Origin of the sequence: Streptomyces sp. HNM0645, assembly GCF_030056615.1 — a bacterium.
GTDB lineage: Bacteria > Actinomycetota > Actinomycetes > Streptomycetales > Streptomycetaceae > Streptomyces > Streptomyces marianii.
Genome location: NZ_JASHLT010000003.1, coordinates 159,076 through 179,388 on the forward strand (window position 1 = coordinate 159,076; position 20,313 = coordinate 179,388).

Annotated in this window: 21 protein-coding genes and 1 pseudogene; 14 read left to right on the top strand and 8 right to left on the bottom strand. The window is 71.6% G+C overall.

The window, feature by feature from the left end; all coding sequences use genetic code 11:
* Positions 1-386, top strand: a pseudogene (locus tag QMZ92_RS03000) (hypothetical protein); the annotation flags it as partial.
* A gap of 119 nt (positions 387-505) precedes the next feature.
* Here the strand turns inward: QMZ92_RS03000 and QMZ92_RS03005 are convergent.
* From QMZ92_RS03005 to QMZ92_RS03015, 3 genes are all read right to left on the bottom strand, one after another.
* Positions 506-1,060 (bottom strand): hypothetical protein, encoded by a 555-nt coding sequence (locus tag QMZ92_RS03005; protein WP_283295650.1) that lies wholly within the window; start codon positions 1,058-1,060, stop codon positions 506-508.
* A gap of 191 nt (positions 1,061-1,251) precedes the next feature.
* Positions 1,252-2,016 (bottom strand): bestrophin-like domain, encoded by a 765-nt coding sequence (locus QMZ92_RS03010; protein WP_283295651.1) that lies wholly within the window; start codon positions 2,014-2,016, stop codon positions 1,252-1,254.
* A 15-nt stretch (positions 2,017-2,031) separates the two neighbouring features.
* On the bottom strand, positions 2,032-2,553 hold the full coding sequence (locus QMZ92_RS03015; RefSeq protein ID WP_283295652.1) for a hypothetical protein: 522 nt from the start codon (positions 2,551-2,553) through the stop codon (positions 2,032-2,034).
* A gap of 207 nt (positions 2,554-2,760) precedes the next feature.
* Between QMZ92_RS03015 and QMZ92_RS03020 the strand changes: the two genes are divergently transcribed.
* From QMZ92_RS03020 to QMZ92_RS03030, 3 genes are all read left to right on the top strand, one after another.
* Positions 2,761-3,729 carry an SCO0930 family lipoprotein gene (locus tag QMZ92_RS03020; protein WP_283295653.1) on the top strand — a complete coding sequence of 323 codons (969 nt, stop codon included), beginning with the start codon at positions 2,761-2,763 and terminating at the stop codon, positions 3,727-3,729.
* A 225-nt stretch (positions 3,730-3,954) separates the two neighbouring features.
* Positions 3,955-4,767 (top strand): SAM-dependent methyltransferase, encoded by an 813-nt coding sequence (locus QMZ92_RS03025; protein ID WP_283295654.1) that lies wholly within the window; start codon positions 3,955-3,957, stop codon positions 4,765-4,767.
* Positions 4,767-6,935 carry a putative bifunctional diguanylate cyclase/phosphodiesterase gene (locus tag QMZ92_RS03030; protein WP_502961980.1) on the top strand — a complete coding sequence of 723 codons (2,169 nt, stop codon included), beginning with the start codon at positions 4,767-4,769 and terminating at the stop codon, positions 6,933-6,935. Before QMZ92_RS03025 ends, QMZ92_RS03030 begins: the two co-directional genes overlap by 1 nt.
* A 266-nt stretch (positions 6,936-7,201) precedes the next feature.
* Here QMZ92_RS03030 and QMZ92_RS03035 read toward each other — a convergent pair whose 3' ends face one another.
* Positions 7,202-7,582: a winged helix-turn-helix transcriptional regulator gene (locus QMZ92_RS03035; protein ID WP_283295656.1), complete on the bottom strand. Its 381-nt coding sequence runs from the start codon at positions 7,580-7,582 to the stop codon at positions 7,202-7,204.
* Between the two features lie 147 nt (positions 7,583-7,729).
* Here QMZ92_RS03035 and QMZ92_RS03040 point away from each other — a divergent pair, with 147 nt between their 5' ends.
* Positions 7,730-8,137 (top strand): RidA family protein, encoded by a 408-nt coding sequence (locus tag QMZ92_RS03040; protein WP_283295657.1) that lies wholly within the window; start codon positions 7,730-7,732, stop codon positions 8,135-8,137.
* A gap of 73 nt (positions 8,138-8,210) precedes the next feature.
* Here QMZ92_RS03040 and QMZ92_RS03045 read toward each other — a convergent pair whose 3' ends face one another.
* A complete protein-coding gene (locus tag QMZ92_RS03045) occupies positions 8,211-9,122 on the bottom strand; it encodes a LysR family transcriptional regulator (RefSeq protein ID WP_283295658.1) in 912 nt (303 codons plus the stop codon).
* Between the two features lie 83 nt (positions 9,123-9,205).
* Between QMZ92_RS03045 and QMZ92_RS03050 the strand changes: the two genes are divergently transcribed.
* Genes QMZ92_RS03050 through QMZ92_RS03060 form a run of 3 tightly spaced genes read left to right on the top strand, consistent with a single transcriptional unit; the run spans position 9,206 to position 12,601 of the window.
* Positions 9,206-9,910 carry a succinate dehydrogenase gene (locus QMZ92_RS03050; RefSeq protein ID WP_283295659.1) on the top strand — a complete coding sequence of 235 codons (705 nt, stop codon included), beginning with the start codon at positions 9,206-9,208 and terminating at the stop codon, positions 9,908-9,910.
* A gap of 1 nt (position 9,911) precedes the next feature.
* A complete protein-coding gene (locus tag QMZ92_RS03055) occupies positions 9,912-11,858 on the top strand; it encodes a fumarate reductase/succinate dehydrogenase flavoprotein subunit (protein ID WP_283295660.1) in 1,947 nt (648 codons plus the stop codon).
* Positions 11,855-12,601, top strand: coding sequence for a succinate dehydrogenase/fumarate reductase iron-sulfur subunit (locus QMZ92_RS03060; protein ID WP_283295661.1), 747 nt, complete (start codon positions 11,855-11,857; stop codon positions 12,599-12,601). The genes QMZ92_RS03055 and QMZ92_RS03060 overlap by 4 nt, the downstream gene beginning before the upstream one ends.
* 160 nt (positions 12,602-12,761) lie before the next feature.
* Here the strand turns inward: QMZ92_RS03060 and QMZ92_RS03065 are convergent, their stop codons facing one another.
* Positions 12,762-13,541: a crotonase/enoyl-CoA hydratase family protein gene (locus tag QMZ92_RS03065; protein ID WP_283295662.1), complete on the bottom strand. Its 780-nt coding sequence runs from the start codon at positions 13,539-13,541 to the stop codon at positions 12,762-12,764.
* Between the two features lie 435 nt (positions 13,542-13,976).
* Here QMZ92_RS03065 and melC1 point away from each other — a divergent pair, with 435 nt between their 5' ends.
* Together melC1 and melC2 are read left to right on the top strand one after the other, a co-directional pair.
* Entirely contained in the window at positions 13,977-14,384 is a 408-nt protein-coding gene (gene melC1 / locus QMZ92_RS03070) for an apotyrosinase chaperone MelC1 (RefSeq protein ID WP_283295663.1), read from the top strand.
* A gap of 17 nt (positions 14,385-14,401) precedes the next feature.
* Entirely contained in the window at positions 14,402-15,229 is an 828-nt protein-coding gene (melC2, locus tag QMZ92_RS03075; protein WP_283295664.1) for a tyrosinase MelC2, read from the top strand.
* Between the two features lie 247 nt (positions 15,230-15,476).
* Here the strand turns inward: melC2 and QMZ92_RS03080 are convergent, their stop codons facing one another.
* A complete protein-coding gene (locus QMZ92_RS03080; protein WP_283295665.1) occupies positions 15,477-16,214 on the bottom strand; it encodes an SDR family oxidoreductase in 738 nt (245 codons plus the stop codon).
* Positions 16,215-16,743: 529 nt separating this feature from the next.
* Here QMZ92_RS03080 and QMZ92_RS03085 point away from each other — a divergent pair.
* Together QMZ92_RS03085 and QMZ92_RS03090 are read left to right on the top strand one after the other, a co-directional pair.
* Complete coding sequence (locus QMZ92_RS03085) at positions 16,744-16,923, top strand: cupin domain-containing protein (RefSeq protein WP_349307701.1); 180 nt, start codon at positions 16,744-16,746, stop codon at positions 16,921-16,923.
* 31 nt (positions 16,924-16,954) lie between these two features.
* Positions 16,955-17,461, top strand: a complete 507-nt coding sequence (locus QMZ92_RS03090; RefSeq protein WP_502961981.1) for a phosphatase domain-containing protein — start codon at positions 16,955-16,957, stop codon at positions 17,459-17,461.
* A 234-nt stretch (positions 17,462-17,695) separates the two neighbouring features.
* Here the strand turns inward: QMZ92_RS03090 and QMZ92_RS03095 are convergent, their stop codons facing one another.
* Positions 17,696-17,920 carry a dodecin gene (locus QMZ92_RS03095; RefSeq protein WP_283295666.1) on the bottom strand — a complete coding sequence of 75 codons (225 nt, stop codon included), beginning with the start codon at positions 17,918-17,920 and terminating at the stop codon, positions 17,696-17,698.
* 199 nt (positions 17,921-18,119) lie between these two features.
* On the opposite strand from QMZ92_RS03095, the gene QMZ92_RS03100 reads away from it, so the two are divergent.
* Both QMZ92_RS03100 and QMZ92_RS03105 read left to right on the top strand, forming a co-directional pair.
* Positions 18,120-19,373: an extracellular solute-binding protein gene (locus QMZ92_RS03100; protein ID WP_283295667.1), complete on the top strand. Its 1,254-nt coding sequence runs from the start codon at positions 18,120-18,122 to the stop codon at positions 19,371-19,373.
* A gap of 386 nt (positions 19,374-19,759) precedes the next feature.
* Positions 19,760-20,176, top strand: coding sequence for a hypothetical protein (locus QMZ92_RS03105; RefSeq protein ID WP_283295668.1), 417 nt, complete (start codon positions 19,760-19,762; stop codon positions 20,174-20,176).
* Positions 20,177-20,313 lie beyond the last annotated feature (137 nt).

Sequence of the window (20,313 nt, forward strand, 5' to 3'; positions counted from 1 at the left end):
GCCGTAACGATCAGGGTGGCAACAACAACGGCCGGAACGACAACCGCCGTAACGACAACGGTCGCAACGACAACCGCCGCAACGACCGCGATCACTCCGACAACTTCCGGGGCGGGGCGGGCGTCGCCGTCGCCACGGCCCGCATCTTCGACCGTGCGACCCCGGGCCAGTACAACCTGGCCGTCCGGTGCCACGACAGCAACCGGATCGCGACACGCACCTTCATCGTGCTCTCGGGCCGCGGTGCCCGGGGTGGTCTCGGTGGCTCGCAGGGCCCTTCCAGCACCGAGATGGCCGTGGGTGGCGGTCTCGTCGCCACTGCGGCCGTCGGTGGCGCCGTGTACCTCCTCCGGCGTCGCCGCAGCATGAGCGGCGGAGAGGCCTGAAGCGGCCAAGCCCCCCGGTCGGCCCGCAATGCCCGCCGCCCCGAGTCATCCTGGTTCAGGACTCGGGGCGACGGGCCTTGCGGGCCGACCCGAACGGGACGGGAGCCGGCGGTGAGAAGTCAGTGCAGTCGGCTGCCCGAGCGGCGGCGCACGACGTAGACGACACCACCGGACGCTGCCAGGACGAGCACGACGCCTGCCGCGATCTCCACCGCGTTCATAGCGCCGATGCTGCCGCCCTGACCGCCCTTGACGCCCCGGGGCTGGGGGGCGGCCGTGCTGGTGGAGCGGATGGTCGGCGTGGCCGCCGCGCCACTGCCGCCGGAGATGGTGAGGTCCGTGGTGCCGGTCTGGTTGTTGCACGTGAACTGGACCGAGTACACGGCACCGCGCCGTGCGTCCAGGTCGACCCGCGCCGTGGCGGTCTGGCGCGGCGGGATGGTCACGGTGTCGAACACGCCCGACGAGGCCGTGGCCGTGGTGTTGCAGCCGGACACGCCCAGAGTGACGGTACCGCCCGGGGCGACGGTCGAGGGGGTGACGGCGAACGAGAACGGCTGCTTGCGGATGCTGGCGCCGGCGCCGCCGGCGGTGTCGGCCGCCGCGGCGGGAAGGGTCAGGGCGAGGGCGGCCGCTCCCGCGAGAGCGGCGGACGCGACGGGTATCGCGCGCATGGCAATCCTCCGGGTCCCCGAGGAGCAGTTGCGGAAGGGTTTTCCACAAGGGCAGGGAATGCACCTCGATGACCGAAACGCTAGAAGTGCGCATTCACCCCCGCGATCTCAGACGGGCGAATGGGGCACGCTTGTCCCCCGGGTGGCGCACCGGCGGTCTTCCCGGCTTGCGCCACCCGGAGATGTCGTGCTCAGCCGAGGACGTGCGGGAAGAGTTCCGTGAACGGCCCGGGGGCAGCTGAGAGGCCCCGTCCGAACGGCGCGTCGAAATCCCAGATCAGGAAGAGCAGGAACGCGATCAGTGCACTGAAGAGTCCGGCCAGCAGCAGTTCCCGGAACGTCCGGCGGATCTGCAGGGTGAAGATCAGGCCGACGGTGACCACGGCTCCCGCGACCAGGCCGAACCACACCACCCCGGGCATCGTCGCCTCGGCGCCCTGTCCCCGGGCCCCACGGGCGTCGTCCACCGCCGCCACTTGGTCGACCAGGGGCTGGTACGCCTGGCCCTCGTGGTCGTTCCTGGGTACGTAGCCCGTCACGTCCCTGCGCACCTGATCGAGCCGCCGTGTGCCTTCCTCCGTCAGCTCGCCCTTCTCGACCATGTGGCGCCACTCCGTGTTCACGACGTGCGAGACATAGGCGTCGACGCTGTCGCGGATCCGGGCGCGCGCCTCGGTCGGGTAGACCTCGGCGCGCGCACTCACCTCGTGCAGTGCCTGGGCCTCCTGGCGTACCGAGTCCTCGGCGGCGCCGCGCGCCTCCCAGACACCCGCGATGGCGAGGCCGAGGACGATCGCGTAGACCACGCCGATCATCATCGTCATGTACTCGATGACGTCCGGGGTCTCCGACGGGTCGTCGTCGTCACCGACCCGCCGCTGGTTGATGACGGTGATGGCGAGGACGACCGCACACGCCGCGGCCATGGCGAGGGACAGTACGACCCACTCCGACAAGTGAACCTCCGGGAGCTAGCGGGATCGGGGGCGAAGGAACGCCGCAGCGAGCACGGCGGGTGCGGTGATCAGGAGCGTGAGGGAGACCAGCGAGGGTCCGCCTCGCGGCTCCTCGCGCTGGGGCCTGCGGTAGTGGGGGAGGGCGACCGGCGTCGGCCGCGGCGGTGCGGGGCGGGCCTTCGGGGGCGGGGACGGCGGTGGTGGGGGAGCGGGCTCGATCCGGGGCGGTGCGGGTGGTGGCGGCGGTGGCGGTGTAGGCGGCGGTGGTGGTGGTGGCGGCGGTGGTGGCGGCGGCGGTGGTGGTGGTGGCGGTGGTGGTGGTGGTGGCGGCGGTGTAGGCGGCGGTTCGGGAACGGGGACCGGGCCCGCCGTGCAGTGGGCGCCGCCGGCGACCGCGACGGAGGAGCCCGGCCCGTTCGGCCCGCCGGGGCCGATCGAGGCGTACGAGCAGGAGTCGGCCGCGGCGGGCAGCGGGGCCGTCAGCAGCCAGGCGAGTGCGGCGGCCGACAGCAGCCGCGCGACGAGCGATCCGTACACGCCGGTGAGCATGATCCACGCGAGGGCCGGACACGCCCGGAGGAGGAGCGATTCGCCTGATGGTGGGGATGTCCCGGGATCGTGTTTGCGGCCCCGCGAGGATTTTTTCCGCCGGCCGTTGAACACACCCCGCCTCGCCGCGCGTACCTAGGGCCATGAACGGCGCACCAAGGGCGCCACAACGGACACCGGGCTACAGGAGTTGACATGAAGACCTGGCGGAACGCCTCGCTCGCGGTGACCGCGGCGGCCGTACTCGCGCTGACGACGGCGTGCGGTCAGGAGACGGAGGCGCAGCCGAACGGTCAGGCCGTCGGAGCGGTCAACCCCGCCGGGCAGCCCGCCGCCAACAGTGGCTACGGACCCGGGTACGGTGGCGGTGCGGACGCCGGTGCCGCGGACGCGAAGCCGAAGACGGCGGGCCAACTCGCCGTGTGGGAGAGCAAGAAGCTCGGCGAGGTACTCACCGACAGCGACGGCCTGACCCTCTACCGCTTCGACAAGGACTCCGTCGACCCGGTGACGTCCAACTGCAACGGCGACTGCGCGAAGGCGTGGCCGGTGGTGGCCGCGGGCGATGTCACTCCGGCTCCCGGGACCGACGCCTCGCTGATCGGCTCGGTCACCCGTGCCGACGGTACCAAGCAGCTCACCGTCGGCGGCTGGCCGATGTACCGCTACGCGAAGGACACCAAGCCCGGGGACGCCAACGGACAAGGGGTCGGCGGCACCTGGTTCGCGTCGGCGCCCGACGGGAAGAAGGCAGCGCTCGGTGGTGGCGGCGGAGAGGTGGCCGGCGGCGGGTCCTCGGACCTCGCCGGCCTTTCCGTCCGCAAGGACCCGAAGCTCGGCGAGATCGTCGTCGACAAGAACGGAATGACCGTCTACCGCTTCATGAAGGACTCGGCCTGGCCGATGAAGACCGCCTGCACGGGGGCCTGTCTGGAGAAGTGGCCGGTCGTCGCACCCGTCGACAAGAACGACACCGAAGGCATTCTGAAGAAGGGCTTCGTCACCTTCGACCGTCCCGACGGAATCAAGCAGCAGACCATCGACTGCTGGCCGATCTACACCTTCGCGGGCGACAAGAAGCCCGGTGACACCAACGGCCAGGGGGTGGGCGGCACCTGGTACGCCATGTCGCCCCAGGGCAAGCCGGTCGGAGCGCCCAAGTAGGTCCCCACGCAGCGCTCCGGCCACCGGCCCGCCGTCACGCCCCCGCGTACGGCGGGTCGGCTGTTTGCGGTGGTTCCTGCCAGCACGTGCCGGTGGCGTGTGACCAAGAACGGACCGTTAATTTCCGTTTCTGCTCGCTCTCTTGGCGGGCGATCAGTAGCCTCGGCTCGAACACCGGCCGTGCGAATGGCCGTTAATCCCCGTGGCGACTTGTTGGAGACATCAATGGAGCGTCCCGCCTGGGCCCCGCCGGGCATCGACATCTCGGTGCCGAGCGTGTCCCGCATTTACGACTACTACCTGGGCGGCTCGCACAACTTCGAGGTCGATCGTGAAGCCGCCCGGAAGGCCATGCAGTTCCTCCCGGGCCTCCCCAAGATCATGCAGGCGAACCGGGCCTTCATGCGCCGTGCCGTACGTTACGCCGTGAGCGAGGGCGTCAACCAGTTCCTGGACATCGGCTCCGGCATACCGACGTTCGGCAACACCCACGAGGTTGCGCAGAAGGCCGACCCCGAGGCGCGGGTGGTGTACGTCGACCACGACCCGGTCGCCGTCGCCCACAGCCAGGCGGTGCTGGAGGGGAACGAGCGAGCCGGGATCGTCCAGGCCGATCTGCGCAGGCCGGCCGACATCCTCGCGCACTCCGAGACCACCCGGCTGCTGGACCTCGAACGGCCCGTGGCCCTGCTGCTCGTCGCCGTCCTCCACTTCCTGGAGGACTCCGACGACCCGCGGCGGTCCGTCGCCGCACTGCGGGACGAGCTCGCCCCCGGCAGCCTCGTCGTCATCACCCACGCCTCGTACGAGGGCATCCCGCTGCCCAAGGAACAGGCGGGCGGCGCCGTCGGGGTCTACAAGGACATCCGCAACCCGCTCGTGATGCGTTCGCGGGAGGAGATCGCACGGTTCTTCGACGGGTTCGAGACGGTCGAGCCCGGACTGGTGTCGATGCCGGACTGGCGGCCCGAGACACCGGACGCGCAGGAGGACCCATACGCGTTCTCCGGCTACGCAGGGGTGGGGCGCAAGGCGTGATGACGCCGTCGCAGGCAGCGGGCCCGACGGCGGGCCCGGACGACCTGGAGGACAGGCTCAGACGGTTCGCGACCATCTGGAGCCGGGCGATCTTCCCGGTCACCGCCACGTCGCTGACCCGTCCCGAGTTCGAGGGGCATCTGCTGCCGCTGGCACGGCAGTTGAGCGACGCACTGCACACGCGCCCGTTCGACCCGGGAGCCGCCCAGCGGGTCGGCGCCGCCCTCGTCGACGCCCACTGCACGGACCCGGACGCCCTCAGCCGTACGCTCGGCGTCGTCGACGCCTACCTGGTCCTGTACTGCGGGAACGACCAGGAGCCCGCGGACGACAGCCGGGCCCGCTGCGCCAGACTGCAGCACGCCCTCGCCGCCGGGTACGCCCTCGCGCTGAGGGAGCGCACCCTCAGCGAGCAGGAGGCCATCGCCCGGTCGGCGCTGGCGGCGCGCAGCGTGGCCATGGAGGCCCTGCACGCCACCGAGACGCGCTTCCGCGCCGTGTTCCAGGACGCGGCGATCGGCATCGGCATCGCCGACCTGGACGGCAACGTCCTGGAGGTCAACGACACGCTCACCCGGATGTTCGGCGGGCTGGAGCACCATGTCCGCGGACGCAAGGTCAACGAATGGGCACACCCGGAGGACCGCCCGCAGACCTGGAACATGTACGAAGAGCTGGTACGCGGCGAACGCGAGCACTACCGCGTCGAGAAGCCCTTCTACCGCAACGACGGCACGGTGCTCTGGACGAACCTCACCGTCTCGCTGCTGCGGGACGCCGACGGCCTGCCCCAGTACCAGCTGGCGCTGATGGAGGACACCACCGAACGGCGGCTGCTGAACCTCCGGTTGCGCTACGAGGCGACGCACGACGCGCTCACCGGGCTGCCCAACCGGACCCTGTTCTTCGAGCGCCTGGAGAAGGCGCTGGCGGCCGGCGACGGGGTCCGCTTCGGGCTCTGCTACCTCGACCTCGACGGCTTCAAGGCGATCAACGACAGCCTCGGCCACTCGGCCGGCGACCGGCTGCTCGTCGAGGTCGCCGACCGGCTGCAGAGCTGCGCCACGGCCCCCGGGGAGATGGTGGCCAGGCTCGGCGGTGACGAGTTCGTCGCGCTGACGACCGGCCGGGAGACCCAGTGCGAGGTGAGCGAGCTCGCCGCCCGGATCCTCGCCGCACTGGCCGCGCCCATCACCCTCGAAGGCCGGGAGATCAGCGTCCGGGGCAGTATCGGGATCGTCGAGGGGCCGGCCGGGGAGCGTACCTCGGCGGAGGTGCTGCGCAGCGCGGACATCACCATGTACCGGGCCAAGTCCGCGGGTGGGAACCGCTTCGAGCTCGCCGACCCGGAGGCGGACGCCCGCGCGATCACCCGGCACGGGCTCACCACGGCGCTCCCTGCGGCCCTGGAGCGGGGCGAGTTCTTCATCGAGTACCAGCCGCTGGTGCACCTCGGCGACGGCCGGGTGCACGGCGCGGAGGCACTGGTGCGCTGGCTGCACCCGCAGCACGGGGTCCTCGGGCCGGACCACTTCATCCCACTCGCCGAGCACACCGGGCTGATCGTGCCGCTCGGCCGGTGGGTCCTGCAGGAGGCCGTGCGGCAGGCGCGCTTCTGGCACGAGCAGGCCGAACCGGGCTGTTCGGTACCGCCGTTGCGGATCAACGTCAATCTGTCCCCGACCCAGCTGCACCACCCGGGCCTGGTCGCCGACACCGTGGACGTACTGGAACGCTCGGGCCTGCCGCCCGGCGCGCTGTGCCTGGAGGTCACCGAGTCCGCGCTGATCGGAGCGGACGAGGACCTGCTCAAGCCGCTTCGGCAACTCGCGGAGATGGGCGTCGACATCGCGCTCGACGACTTCGGCACGGGCTACTCGAACCTGGCCAGTCTTAGGCGGCTCCCGGTGAGGGTGCTGAAGCTGGACCGCTCCTTCACCCGGGGCATGCAGCAGCACCCGGCGGATCCGGTGGACCGGAAGATCGTCGAGGGCATCGTCTCGCTGGCCCACAGCCTGGAGCTGGCGGTGACGGTGGAAGGCGTGGAGACCGGCGTCCAGGCCGAGCAACTGCGCGAGCTGGGCTGCGACACGGCGCAGGGCTGGTACTACGCCCGGCCGGGCCCGCCGGACCGTCTGCACACGCTGTCGCTCGCGGACGCGGTCTAGCCGGTGCCGCGCCGGACCGCCGAGGAGCCCTGACCGGGGGCGCGCGAGGGCCCCCGGGGCCCCGGCGCCGCCGACGCTCGGGGCACGGGATACCGGTGGCCCGGCCCGAACACCGCCTGGGCCCGTGGCGGCTGCCGTAGTGACCGGTCAGGGGCCGGGGGCGATCCTTGTCCGCGCCACCGGCGCTCGGTCGCCCCCTTCGCGCGGTTTCCGTTCGAGCCGGGAACCGGACGTTCGGAACCGGGCGGCGGGAGCGGGTGGAACCGTCAGGCGTCGAAGCGGCTGCGGGAGGCCTCGATGTGCCCGAGGTACCGGTGGGTCCAGTCGCACATCGTGTCAACGGTCCGTCGCAGGGCCAGCCCCGGCTCGGTGAGGCTGTACTCGACCCGCGGCGGCACGGTGGGGTGCACCTTGCGGTGGGCCAGGCCGTTGCGCTCCAGCATGCGCAGGTTCTGGGTGAGCATCTTGTGGCTGATGCCCTCCACCTCGACGAGCAGCTCGCTGAAGCGCAGAGTGCGCTCACCCAGGGCCTCGATGATCAGGAGCGCCCATTTGTTGGCGACGTCCGCGAATATCTCCCGTGCCAGGGAGTCCGCGCGCCGGAGGTCCGCTTCGTCGGGCGAGCCCGTGAACTGCTTGGTCACCATCAGGTTCCCCAGTCACTGAAAAGTGCGTTCTTCCATGTCAGGGGCCAGTCTCCTACGGTTACCGAGTAACCACAAGAGACCGAAGGCGCCCTGTCCGGTGGACCCGGGCCGGGGCGTCCTCGTGAGCCAGGACAAGGAGGCGGCAGCATGGCCGTCAGTTTGGTGAACCCCGGCGGACTGCCGGAGATCGATGCCTACCGTCAGGTGTCGGTCGCGTCCGGGTCGAAACTGGTCTTCGTCGCCGGACAGGTCGCCTGGGACGCCGACGGGGTCACGGTCGGGGAAGGCGATCTCGCCGGCCAGGTCGAGCAGTGCTACCTCAACGTCGGCACCGCGCTGGCCGGGGTCGGGGCCTCGTTCGACGACGTGGCGAAGTTGACGGTGTACGTCGTCGACTGGACGCCCGAGAAGATGCCGCTGCTCATGGAGGGCATCGCGCGTGCGGCCGCGAAGCTGGGGGTGACCCCGGTGCCGCCGGCCACCCTGCTGGGCGTCGCGGCCCTGGACGTCCCGGAGCACCTGGTCGAGATCGAAGCCACCGCGATGGTCGACTGAGCAGGGGCAGGGGCAGGGGCAGGGGCAGGGGCAGGGGCAGGGGGTGGGAAACCGGAACCGGGACCCCGGCGCCTTACGCGTCGGAGCCCGGCTCCTGCGGAGCGGCCGCCCGCGTCCGCAGGAGCAGGTGCTGGAGTTCACGGGCGGCACGCGGTGGCGCGACGTCGCTGCGGTGGGCCAGCGCGATCGTGCGGCGCAGGCCGGGGCGGGCGAGGGCGGTGACCCGGAGGTCGCGGCCCGCGCGTGCCGCGACCATGCGGGGGACGACCGCCAGGCCCAGCCCGGCCCGTACGAAGCCGAGCACCGCGTCCATCTCCCCGCCCTCCACCGTGAACGCCGGCTCGAAGCCCTCCGCGCGGCACGCCGCCACCGTGAGCTCTCGCAGGTCGTAGCCGTGCCGGAACATCACGAGCGGCTCGCCCTGGAGGTCCGCGATCCGCACCGGCCGGCGCGGTGCCGGGGACGCCGCCGAGGAGACCACCACCAGATCCTCCTGAAGCAGCTCCACCGTCGTCAGCGCCGGTGAGGGAGTCGGCAGCGGCAGTACTACCAGCGCCAGATCGAGCGCGCCGCGCGCGAGCTCCCGTACCAGGTCGTGCGAGCCGCCCTCCTCGATCAGCAGCTCGATCCCCGGGTGCAGATCGTGGAAGGCCCGGAGCACGTCCGGGAGCAGACCCGTGCACACGCTCGGCGTCGCCCCCAGGCGCACCCGCCCCCGGCGCAGCTGCGCCAGCTCCTGCACCTCGTGCCGGGCGGTGTCCGCGTCGGCGAGGATCCGCCGGGCCGGCGGCAGCAGCGCCTCGCCCGCGTCGGTGAGGGTGATGTTGCCGCGCGCCCGGTTGAACAGCTCCGCCCCCAGCTCCCTCTCGAGCGCCCGGATCTGCTGCGAGAGCGAGGGCTGGGAGACGTGCACACGCTCCGCGGCCCGGGTGAAGTGCCGCGTCTCCGCGACGGCCACGAAGTACTGGAGCTGCTGGAACTGCATCCCCCCACGATAGCCCCTGTCTATCGATATCAGCTGGACCATGTCTTGGACCTCTCAGGCCTCCGCGCCTAGCGTCTGTGTCCATGGCTCTGGCAACCCGGACGGACCGACGGCCGTCCATGACGCGCACGATCTGGGGATCGACCGTCGGCAAGAAGACCGTGATGGCCGTTACCGGCCTGATCATGCTCGGCTACCTGGTCGTCCACATGCTGGGCAATCTCAAGATCTTCTTCGGCTCCGACGAGTTCAACGGCTACGCCCACTGGCTGCGCACGCTCGGTGAGCCGTTCCTCCACTACGAGTGGGCGCTGTGGATCGCCCGCCTCGTGCTCCTCGCAGCCGTCGTCCTGCACGGCGTGTCGGCGTACCAGCTCAGCAGGCGGGACATCCGGGCCCGTCCGAGCAGGTACGTCCACAAGCGCCGGCGCGCGAGCTACGCCACCCGCACCATGCGCTGGGGCGGCATCATCCTCGGGCTGTTCATCGTCTGGCACCTGCTGGACCTGACCACGCTCACCGTCAACGAGAACGCCCAGCCGGGCAGGCCCTACGAGAACGTCGTAGCGACCTTCTCCACCCCTTACGGCAACGCGGTCTACCTCACCGCGATGCTCGCTCTCGGCCTGCACGTCCGCCACGGGTTCTGGAGCGCCGCCCAGACCCTCGGGGCGGGCAGCGCACGCCGCGACCGCGCGCTCAAGGCCGCGGCCGACGGCCTCGCGCTGGTGCTGACGGTGGGCTTCGTCTCGGTACCCGTCGCCGTCATGACCGGAGTCGTGAGCTGACATGAGTTACCCGAACTACGAGACCGGCGCCCCGATCGCCGACACCAAGGCGCCCGACGGCCCCATCGGCGACCGCTGGGACCGACGCCGCTTCGGTGCCAAGCTGGTCAACCCGGCCAACCGCCGCAAGCACACCGTGATCGTGGTCGGCACGGGACTCGCCGGCGGCTCGGCCGGCGCGACCCTCGCCGAACAGGGCTACCACGTCGTCCAGTTCTGCTACCAGGACTCGCCGCGCCGCGCCCACTCCATCGCCGCCCAGGGCGGCATCAACGCGGCCAAGAACTACCGCAACGACGGCGACTCCGTCCACCGCCTCTTCTACGACACCGTCAAGGGCGGGGACTTCCGGGCGCGGGAGTCCAACGTCCACCGCCTCGCGCAGATCTCCGTCGAGATCATCGACCAGTGCGTCGCCCAGGGCGTGCCCTTCGCCCGGGAGTACGGCGGTCTCCTCGACACCCGCTCCTTCGGCGGCGTCCAGGTCTCCCGGACGTTCTACGCCCGCGGCCAGACGGGCCAGCAACTGCTGCTCGGCGCCTACCAGGCGCTGTCCCGGCAGATCGCGGAGGGCAACGTCGAGATGCACCCGCGCACCGAGATGCTGGACCTGGTCGTCGTCGACGGTCGGGCCCGCGGCATCGTGGCCCGCGACCTGATCACGGGCCGGATCGACACGTACTTCGCCGACGCCGTCGTCCTGGCCACCGGCGGCTACGGCAACGTCTTCTACCTGTCGACGAACGCGATGAACTCCAACGCCACCGCCGTGTGGCGGGCCCACCGGCGCGGCGCGTACTTCGCCAACCCCTGCTTCACCCAGATCCACCCCACCTGCATCCCGCGCACCGGCGACCACCAGTCCAAGCTGACGCTGATGAGCGAGTCGCTGCGCAACGACGGCCGGATCTGGGTGCCGAAGGCCAAGGGCGACACGCGCCCCGCCAACCAGATCCCCGAGGGCGAGCGCGACTACTACCTCGAGCGCATCTATCCGTCCTTCGGCAACCTCGTTCCGCGCGACATCGCCTCGCGCGCGGCGAAGAACGTCTGCGACGAGGGCCGCGGCGTCGGACCCGGCGGTCAGGGCGTGTACCTCGACTTCGCCGACGCCATCCGCCGCATGGGCAGGGCCGAGGTCGAGGAGAAGTACGGCAACCTCTTCGACATGTACGAGCGGATCACCGCGGAGAACCCGTACGAGGTGCCGATGCGGATCTACCCCGCGGTGCACTACACCATGGGCGGTCTGTGGGTCGACTACGACCTCCAGACCTCCGTGCCGGGCCTGTTCGCGATCGGGGAGGCCAACTTCTCCGACCACGGCGCCAACCGGCTCGGTGCCTCCGCGCTGATGCAGGGCCTCGCCGACGGCTACTTCGTCCTGCCGTCCACCATCAACGACTACCTGGCCCGCCATCCGCACACGGAGGCCGTCGACGCGGCACACCCGGTGGTCGCCCGGGTGCTCGCCGAGACCGAGGACCGGCTGAACCTGCTGCTCTCCGTCGACGGAGACCGTACGCCGGACTCGTTCCACCGCGAGATCGGCGAGCTGATGTGGGAGTTCTGCGGCATGGCCCGTACCGACGCCGGGCTGCGCAAGGCCCTCGACCGGATCCCGCGGATACGCGAGGAGTTCTGGCGCCGGATCAAGGTGCCCGGTACCGGAGAGGAGTTCAACCAGTCGCTGGAGAAGGCGAACCGCGTCGTCGACTACCTGGAACTGGCCGAGCTGATGTGCCTCGACGCACTGCACCGGTCGGAGTCCTGCGGCGGCCACTTCCGGGAGGAGTCCCAGACCGCGGACGGAGAGGCGGAGCGCAGGGACGAGGAGTTCTCCTACGCCGCCGCCTGGGAGTTCACCGGCACCGGCGCCCCGCCCGTGCTGCACAAGGAAGACCTTGTCTTCGAGTACGTCCACCCCACCCAGCGGAGCTACGCATGAAGCTCAGACTGCGCGTCTGGCGCCAGAAGAACGCCGACGCACCCGGCGCCATGGTCACCTACGAGGTCGACGGCATCTCCCGGGACATGTCGTTCCTGGAGATGCTCGACACGCTCAACGAGGAACTCGTCCTGCGCGGGGAGGAGCCGGTCGCCTTCGACCACGACTGCCGGGAGGGCATCTGCGGGGCATGCTCGCTCGTCATCAACGGCGACGCGCACGGCCCGGAGCGCACCACCACCTGTCAGCTCCACATGCGCTCGTTCGAGGACGGCGACACGATCGACGTCGAGCCCTGGCGCGCCTCCGCCTTCCCGGTGGTGAAGGACCTGGTCGTGGACCGATCGGCCTTCGACCGGATCATCCAGGCCGGCGGCTACGTCTCCGTCCCGACGGGCTCCGCGCCGGAGGCGCACGCCACGCCGGTCCCCAAGGCCGACGCCGACTCCGCCTTCGAGCACGCCGAATGCATCGGCTGCGGCGCGTGCGTGGCAGCCTGCCCCAACGGCTCGGCGATGCTCTTCACCTCGGCGAAGATCAACCACCTCAACGTGCTCCCGCAGGGCGCGCCGGAACGCGAGACCCGGGTCCTCGACATGGTCGCGGCCATGGACGACGAGGGCTTCGGCGGCTGCACCCTCACCGGCGAGTGCGCGACGGCCTGCCCGAAGGGCATCCCGCTCCCGTCGATCACCGCGATGAACCGCGAGTGGCTGCGCGCCGCGCGCAAGGTGAAGCGGTAGGGACCGGGCCGCCGCCTGCACCGGCGGTGCGGACCTGGCCGGCTGCCCCGCCGTCCGCGGGGCGGCACGGCCGGGGCGCGCGGGCGGCGGACGCCGTGGGGCGGCGGATCGCCGCCGGTGCCGCTCGGCCCGACGGTGCATCCGGCGCGCGGGGCACGCATCAGTCCGTGAAGGACCCGTGGCGGCCCGCGCCCTCGGCGAAGCGGTTCGCGCCCGATCGGGTCTCGCCGGCGGTCAGGGGAACGAGACCGTGCCGGTACTCGCCGGCGAGCGCCTCGGCTTCGGGCAGGCCGTGCTGTTCGAGCGCGGACAGCCGGTCGTGGCGCAGGCACAGCTGGGGGAACGCGGCGATCTCGCGGGCGAGTCGCTCGGCGGCGCGCCGGGACTCCCCGTGCGGGACGAGCCGGTTGGCGAGACCCATGTCGTAGGCCTCGGCCGCCGGCACGGGGCGACCGGTGAGGATCAGGTCCATGGCGCGGCTCTCCCCGATGAGCCGCGGGAGCCGCACCGTGCCGCCGTCGATCAGCGGGACGCCCCAGCGGCGGCAGAACACCCCGAAGACCGCGTCCTGTTCGGCCACGCGCAGATCGCACCAGAGAGCGAGCTCCAGACCGCCGGCCACGGCGTGGCCGGAGACCGCGGCGATCACGGGCTTGCCGAGCCGCATCCGGGTCGGGCCCATCGGGCCGTCGCCGTCAGCGGTGACCGTGTTGCCGCGCTCGCCGCCGACGGCCTTGAGGTCGGCGCCGGCGCAGAACGTGCCACCCTCGCCCCACAGCACGGCGACCGCGGCGTCCTCGTCCGCCTCGAACCGCCGGAAGGCGTCGGCCAGCAGCGCTGCCGTCGGGCCGTCCACGGCGTTGCGCACCTCGGGGCGGCTCAGGACGACGGTGAGGACGGGGCCGTCGCGCTCGATCCGTACGGCCGGGGTGTCACCCATCGTTCGCCCTCCCGTTGATGTGCCCGCCTGGTCCGGTCGAGGATCCTCCCGGGTGGCCGGCAGCGGTACAACCCCCCCCGGGAGCAGGCCACTCCGAGACGCTTTGCATGGGGGTATTCAGACCAGTGCTCTTGGCATATTTTCCGGACAGATTTTGCCTGTGGCGCCGGGCACGCCGGATGGTCACGTCGTGAAGATTTTTCACAGGACTGTCACATTCGGCCGTCTTTCTTGCGTCGGGGCGGTGCGCGAACGGCGCAAACAACAAGATCAACACTGTTCAACTCTGCACTGTGTGTGCCGACTTGTCCGTATGGCGGCCAACCTGTCCGTCTGGACTACTGCCCGGCGCCGGGCGGCCTGTAGGCATGGTCCCGGCGCTTCCGGCCCGACCACCGGAACCGCCGTTCCACCACATCCACTTGGGGGTAACGCATGTCCGGATTCACCCGCCGCAAGGCGCTGGGCGTCGCCGCGGGCGCCACCGCCGGCCTCGTCGCGGCCGGAGCCGCGCACGCCGCGGTACAGCAGGCAGAACCACCGGCGCACGGCGCCCAGGGCGCCACCGCCGCGCCGGGCGCGTTCGACGAGGTCTACAAGGGCCGCCGCATACAAGGCGGTCCCACGCACGACGGCGGTCACGGCGGCGGGCACCACGGCGGTCACGGCGCCGGCTACACCGTCCGTATAGACGGCGAGGAGCTCCACGTCATGCGGAACGCGGACGGCACCTGGATCAGCGTCATCAACCACTACGAGCCGCAGGCCACCCCGAAGGCCCTGGCCCGCGCGGCCGTCACCGAACTCCAGGGCGCCGCCCTCGTCCCGCTCGCCCTCGGCTGAACCGGAGCGCCACCGCCATGACCGTACGCAAGAACCAGGCCCAGCTCACCGCCGACGAGAAGCGGCGTTTCGTCAACGCACTCCTCGCCCTCAAGCGGAACGGGCAGTACGACTCCTTCGTCACCACGCACAACGCCTTCATCATGAGCGATACCGACAACGGGGACCGCGTGGGTCACCGCTCGCCGTCGTTCCTCCCGTGGCACCGCAGGTTCCTCATCCAGTTCGAGCAGGCCCTGCAGTCCGTCGACCCGTCCGTGGCGCTCCCGTACTGGGACTGGACGGCCGACCGCACCATCGCCTCCTCGCTGTGGGCCGCCGACTTCCTCGGCGGCACCGGCCGCGCCCGCGACGGACAGGTCATGGACGGCCCCTTCGCGGCCGCGTCCGGCGGCTGGACCGTCAACGTCCGTGTTGACGGCCGCACCTTCCTCCGTCGCGCCCTGGGCTCGGGCGGCCGTCAGCTTCCGACGAAGGCCGAGGTCGACTCCGTCCTGGCCATGCCCACCTACGACGCCCCGCCGTGGAACAGTTCCTCGGGCGGCTTCCGCAACCACCTGGAGGGCTGGCGCGGCGTCAATCTGCACAACCGCGTCCACGTCTGGGTCGGTGGCCAGATGGCGACCGGTGTCTCCCCGAACGACCCGGTGTTCTGGCTCCACCACGCCTTCATCGACAGGCTCTGGTCCGAGTGGCAGCGGCGCCACCCCGACTCCCCCTACCTGCCCGCCGCCGGCACTCCGAACGTCGTGGACCTCCGGGACACCATGCGTCCGTGGAACGACGTGACACCGGCGGACATGCTCGACCACCGGCCGTACTACACCTACGACACGGCCGCCTGACACCGGCCGCCGGGCCCGGGCCCGGCGTGACGCTGCCGTGGCGCCGGCCGGTGACGGGTGGTCACCGGCCGGCGCGCGAGGCGTTCCTCGTCAAGTAGCAGGAGTGTGTCCTGGGCGTACCCCCGGAGACCGGCGAGGCGAGGATTCCCTCCGGGCGGCCCACGGGGCCGGAGTCGTCCGCGACAGGCCCCGGCCCGCGCCGGCGGGAAACAGGCCCTCGGAGCCGGGAGCGCGCCGGAAGCGGGCGCTATCGGCGCCGGAGCCAGTCCCCGTAGTACGTCGGGCCCAGGTCGGAGTCCTCCGGCGCGACGAGCACGTCTCCCGGCACCAGCGCGAACGAGCCCGCCTGGTCGTCGGTGACCACAGTGCGGCCGTCGGCCCGCGCGGCCAGAGTGATCCGTCCCAACTCGTCCAGGGGGAACACCTCGGGGCCGCCGATGTTGCGGATGCCCTGCAACGGGGTGCCGGACACGGCGCCCACGACCGCCGCGGACACATCGGAGGCGGCGATCGGCTGCACGGGGGTTCGTGGCAGCCGGACGACGTCGCCGTCGGTCGTCCAGGACATGATCGGTTCGACGAACTCGAAGAACTGCGTCGCCCGCACGATGGAGTACGGCGTGCGCCCGCTCGCGACGACGTTCTCCTGGGCGGTCTTGGCCCGGTAGTAGTCGGGTTGGGGCACCCGGTCCACGCCGACGATCGACAGAATCACCAGATGGCGCACCCCGGCCTCCTCGGCCGCGGCCCCGACGGCGTTCGCGGAGGTTTCGAAGAAGTCGATGGAGGAAGCGTCGAACACGGGGGAGTTCGTCAGGTCGATCACCACGTCGGAGCCGGAGAAGGCCTCTCTCAGACCCTTGCCGCTGACCACGTCGACCCCGGTGGAGCGCGTGGCGGGTACGACGTCGTACCCGGCCGCCGTCAGCCGTTCGACCGATCGGGAGCCGATCAGGCCGCTTGCCCCCAGGACTGTGAACTTCATGGCGCACCTTTCGTCGGCCGCTCGTGTTCCCGAGGTGTCACTGCGGCAACGGCTCGGAGCGGCCTGCCTGTTGTGGGCCGGCCGACCCGTCCCGGGTCGAGTGGGCGCCCGGTGCAGGGCGCCAGGAGCCCGGGGCGGGCCCTCGCCGCGTACGGCGCTCGTCGGCACCGCCTTCGCGCAGTGCACGCCCGGTCTTCGAGTCGCCCGTGACCACGGTACGCCCCACCCCGTGACGGCCGCAGTACGGCCAGAGGGGCCGGAGCGCGCCGGTGACCGGCGGCCGCCCGTCGGTCGGTGCTGGGACGGGGAGAGGGCGGTGCCGGCGACCGGGCGACGAAGGGTGGCAGGTACGCGGTCGGAGGAGGCCGATGCCGTACGTCCGGCCGCTTCGGCGCGTCGCGCCGGACCGCGGTTGCCCGATCCGCGCGACGAGACGACATCCGGGCCGGATCGGCCGAGGCCGCTGTGTGTGGCGCGGCCAACCCGTGGCACGACGATCGGTTCTCCGTGCGGGCACCCCCGGACGGAGGTGGCGTTCTGGGAGCCGGGCGGTGACGTGATCCACTACCAGGACGGCAACCATCGGGCGGACGTACCGGTCCGGTTCGTCGTCACGATGATGTGCGTGCCCGACAATCCCATGCTCGTCCTCGTCGAAGAGGAGGAACTGGAGCAGCGCGAGGACGGGCGGGCGCCCAGACCGTCCTGACGGCGGGCGGGTGGCCGTACCCTTGGGGCCCGTGACGCAGCAGACGCAGACGACCCGGGATGGCCGGCCGCTCGCGGTCTTCGACCTGGACGGCACCCTCGCCGAAACCGGCCACCGGCAGCACTTCCTGGAGCGCAGTCCGCGCGACTGGGCCGGATTCTTCGCCGCGGCGCCCGACGACGCACCGCTCGCGGAGGGGCTGCGGCTGGTCGCGGAGGCCGCGGGGGAGTGCGAGGTGGTGTACCTCACCGGCCGTCCCGAGCGCTGCCGCACGGACACCGTGGAGTGGCTGGAGCGCCACGGCCTGCCCCTCGGCCGCATCTGGATGCGGGGCAACCACGACCGCCGCCCGGCGCGTACGACCAAGCTGGAGGTCCTGCGGCGCCTCGGGCGAACCCGGGAGATCCGAATGCTCGTCGACGACGACGAACTCGTCTGCGACGCGGCGCAACGCGCGGGCTTCCGCGTCGTCCGAGCCCGCTGGGCCACGACCTCCACGGCGATGCGGGCGGCCCAGCAGACGCAGGGCCGTACCTGACGGGGGCCCGTACCCGACGGGGATGCGCACGCGGGACGTACCCGAGGCGTACCTGACGGAGGGCGGCCGCGCACGGTCCTCGCATGCACGGCCGGTCGTCCGCCTGACGACCCCGGCACCGGAACCGGCGCGCATCGCGTCCTCGCCCGGCCCGGACGGCACGCCGCACAACCGGTCCCGGTCGGTGCGGGCCGACGGATCCACGGGGCCCGTGCGGCCGTTCGGGTGACGGTGTCAGCCCGCGCCCTCCGCGTCCTCGATCCGGAATCCGACCTTCAGGCCGACCTGAAAGTGCTCGATCGCGCCGTTCTCGATGTTGCCGCGCACCTGCGTGACCTCGAACCAGTCGAGGCCGCGCAGTGTCTGCCCGGCTCGGGCGATGCCGTTCCGGATGGCCTGGTCGACGCCTTCGTGCGAAGTGCCGACGATCTCGGTGACCCGGTAGGTGTGGTGGGACATGAGGGCCGTTCTCCTCTCAGCCGTGTCGCTGGCTCCACTCCACCGTGCCCCAGCCCGTGCGGCTCCGCGAGACATCGGGGCTTGACCCCGGAACTTGGTCCAGACCAAAATTCCCACCACGCGCGACCGCCTCGAATCCCGAACGTTCCCCCCCACGTCGTGTTCACTTCCCCGTGCCCTCACGCAGAAGGTGACCTACGTGATGAACCGTTTACTGGCCGGTGCCATCGCCGTCGTGTCCGCAACCGCCCTGACGGGCTGCGGGCTTCTCCCGGGCGGCGGTTCAGGCGACCGTACGGTCACCGTCTGGCTGATGAAGGAAAGCGTCTCCGACGACTTCCTCGAGCGTTTCGTCGCCGAGTTCGAGCAGACCCACCCCGGCGTCCGGCTGGACGTCACCTTCCACGAGTGGACGGGCATCGGGAAGAAGGTCCTCGCGGCGCTGGAGAGCGACGACGCCCCCGACGTCATCGAGGTCGGCAACACCCAGGTCGCCCAGTACGCCGAGAGTGAGGGGCTCCTCGATCTCACCCTGGAGTCCGTCCGCGACCTCGGCGGCGAGGACTGGCTGCCGGGGCTCGCCGAGCCCGGCCGGGTCCACGGTACGCAGTACGGCATCCCCTGGTACGCGGCCAACCGCGTGGTCGTCTACAACAAGGACCTCTTCGAGGAGGCCGGGATCAGCCGCCCTCCCAAGACCCGCGCCGAGTGGCTCGAGGACACCGAGAGGCTCAACACGGGGGGAAGGCAGGGCATATACCTCTCCGGACAGGACTGGTACACCCTCGCCGGATTCGTCTGGGACGAGGGCGGCGACCTCGCCGTCGACCGGGGCGGCGTCTGGCAGGGCACCTTGCACGAGCCCGCCGCCGTCCGCGGGATGACGTTCTACAAGAAGCTCCAGGCCCTCGGGGACGGGCCCGAGAACGCCGACGAGATGACCCCGCCGCAGACCGGGGTCTTCGCCGAGGGCGACGTCGCCCAGATCATCGCGACCCCGTCCGCCGCCACCCTCGTCGTGAAGGAGAACCCGGCGCTCGAGGGCAGGCTCGGTTTCTTCCCCGTCCCCGGGAAGTCCGCCGGGAAACCGGGTGCCGTGTTCACCGGAGGCTCGGACCTGATCATCCCCGAGAAGGCCGGGGAGCGCGCCGCCGCGATCGAGGTGGTCAAGGCGCTGGCTGGGGAACGCTGGCAGACCGATCTGGCGAGGACCATGAGCTACGTGCCCAACAAGACCGGCCTCGCCTCCGTCATCGAGGGCCAGGAGGGCACCGCCGCGATGGCCGCCGGTGCCGCACAGGGCCGGGCCACGCCGAACTCGCCGCACTGGGCCGAGGTCGAGGAGGACAACCCGATCAAGCCGTACATGACCGCCGTGCTGGGCGGCGCCGACCCCGCCACCGCGGGCCGGGCCGCTTCCGAGCGCATCACCACCGCCCTCGCCGGCAGCTGAGCCGGCGGGGCGGAACCCGCGTCGGCCGAGCCGGCCGCGGCCGTGCGCATGGTGCCGTCCGGGTCTGGTTCGCGTAGGGAGGGAGCCACCGGCGGGACCCGGGGGTCGCCTCCCGGACCGCCCGGGTCCTCGCTGCGGCGGCCCTCGCCGTCCGCGGCCCCGCCCCCTTCGGTGGCGAGGCCGCGACGCGGGCGCACCACCGTGAGCGGCGTGTCCACCGGGGGACGGCCTGTGTCCCCCGGTCGGAGTACGCGATTCCTCCGTCGCACGGGCCACCCAGTGGACCACGGCGGCAGGCCGCGCTTCCTAGGGTGGAGATCACCGGTCGGAAAGCCGGGGGACACGGACCCGGCGGACCCGCCGCACCACGAGAAAGGAAGATCGCTATGAACGTCATCGTCAAGTCCGCACTGGCCACCGCTGCCGCGGGAGCGCTCACCCTCGGAGGCGCGGCCGTCGCCAGCGCACAGGCGAAGGTGGCAGCACCCACGGGCGCCGTTGCCTCGGACGTCGTCGCCGCCTCCCGGCCTGCGCCGAAGGCCGTTGCCGGGGACGTCGCTGTGGCTTCGGTACCCGCGCTGAAGGCCGGTGCCGGGGACGTCGCTGTGGCTTCGGTACCTGCGCTGAAGGCCGGTGCCAAGGACGTCATCGTGGCTTCGGTACCTGCGATGAAGGCCGGTGCCGGGGACGTCGCCGTGGCTTCGCTTCCGGTGCTGAAGATCAACGCCCCGGACGGCAAGGTGGCATCCGCGCCGGAGTCCGTCGCCGGGGCGGTCGCCGCGGTCCATCTGGCCAAGCCGTGACGCGAAGCGGCCATCCCCGCCGCGGTGTGCGTCCTCACCGCCCGCCCTCCCCGTACGGGGAGGGCGGGCGTTCAGACGGCGCACATCCCCGCTCCGCACCGCCGTCATGTCGAATCCAGCCGGTCACGGAATTAGTT

What these genes read in the sequence shown, in the direction of transcription:
- QMZ92_RS03080 (WP_283295665.1), bottom strand. Translation starts at nt 16,214, where the DNA reads ATGAAGTTCACAGTCCTGGGGGCAAGCGGCCTGATCGGCTCCCGATCG.
- QMZ92_RS03005 (WP_283295650.1), bottom strand. Translation starts at nt 1,060, where the DNA reads ATGCGCGCGATACCCGTCGCGTCCGCCGCTCTCGCGGGAGCGGCCGCC.
- QMZ92_RS03045 (WP_283295658.1), bottom strand. Translation starts at nt 9,122, where the DNA reads ATGCAGTTCCAGCAGCTCCAGTACTTCGTGGCCGTCGCGGAGACGCGG.
- QMZ92_RS03055 (WP_283295660.1), top strand. Translation starts at nt 9,912, where the DNA reads ATGAGTTACCCGAACTACGAGACCGGCGCCCCGATCGCCGACACCAAG.
- QMZ92_RS03030 (WP_502961980.1), top strand. Translation starts at nt 4,767, where the DNA reads ATGACGCCGTCGCAGGCAGCGGGCCCGACGGCGGGCCCGGACGACCTG.
- QMZ92_RS03020 (WP_283295653.1), top strand. Translation starts at nt 2,761, where the DNA reads ATGAAGACCTGGCGGAACGCCTCGCTCGCGGTGACCGCGGCGGCCGTA.
- QMZ92_RS03025 (WP_283295654.1), top strand. Translation starts at nt 3,955, where the DNA reads ATGGAGCGTCCCGCCTGGGCCCCGCCGGGCATCGACATCTCGGTGCCG.
- QMZ92_RS03095 (WP_283295666.1), bottom strand. Translation starts at nt 17,920, where the DNA reads ATGTCCCACCACACCTACCGGGTCACCGAGATCGTCGGCACTTCGCAC.
- QMZ92_RS03065 (WP_283295662.1), bottom strand. Translation starts at nt 13,541, where the DNA reads ATGGGTGACACCCCGGCCGTACGGATCGAGCGCGACGGCCCCGTCCTC.
- QMZ92_RS03035 (WP_283295656.1), bottom strand. Translation starts at nt 7,582, where the DNA reads ATGGTGACCAAGCAGTTCACGGGCTCGCCCGACGAAGCGGACCTCCGG.
- QMZ92_RS03060 (WP_283295661.1), top strand. Translation starts at nt 11,855, where the DNA reads ATGAAGCTCAGACTGCGCGTCTGGCGCCAGAAGAACGCCGACGCACCC.
- QMZ92_RS03040 (WP_283295657.1), top strand. Translation starts at nt 7,730, where the DNA reads ATGGCCGTCAGTTTGGTGAACCCCGGCGGACTGCCGGAGATCGATGCC.
- QMZ92_RS03050 (WP_283295659.1), top strand. Translation starts at nt 9,206, where the DNA reads ATGGCTCTGGCAACCCGGACGGACCGACGGCCGTCCATGACGCGCACG.
- melC1 (WP_283295663.1), top strand. Translation starts at nt 13,977, where the DNA reads ATGTCCGGATTCACCCGCCGCAAGGCGCTGGGCGTCGCCGCGGGCGCC.
- melC2 (WP_283295664.1), top strand. Translation starts at nt 14,402, where the DNA reads ATGACCGTACGCAAGAACCAGGCCCAGCTCACCGCCGACGAGAAGCGG.
- QMZ92_RS03105 (WP_283295668.1), top strand. Translation starts at nt 19,760, where the DNA reads ATGAACGTCATCGTCAAGTCCGCACTGGCCACCGCTGCCGCGGGAGCG.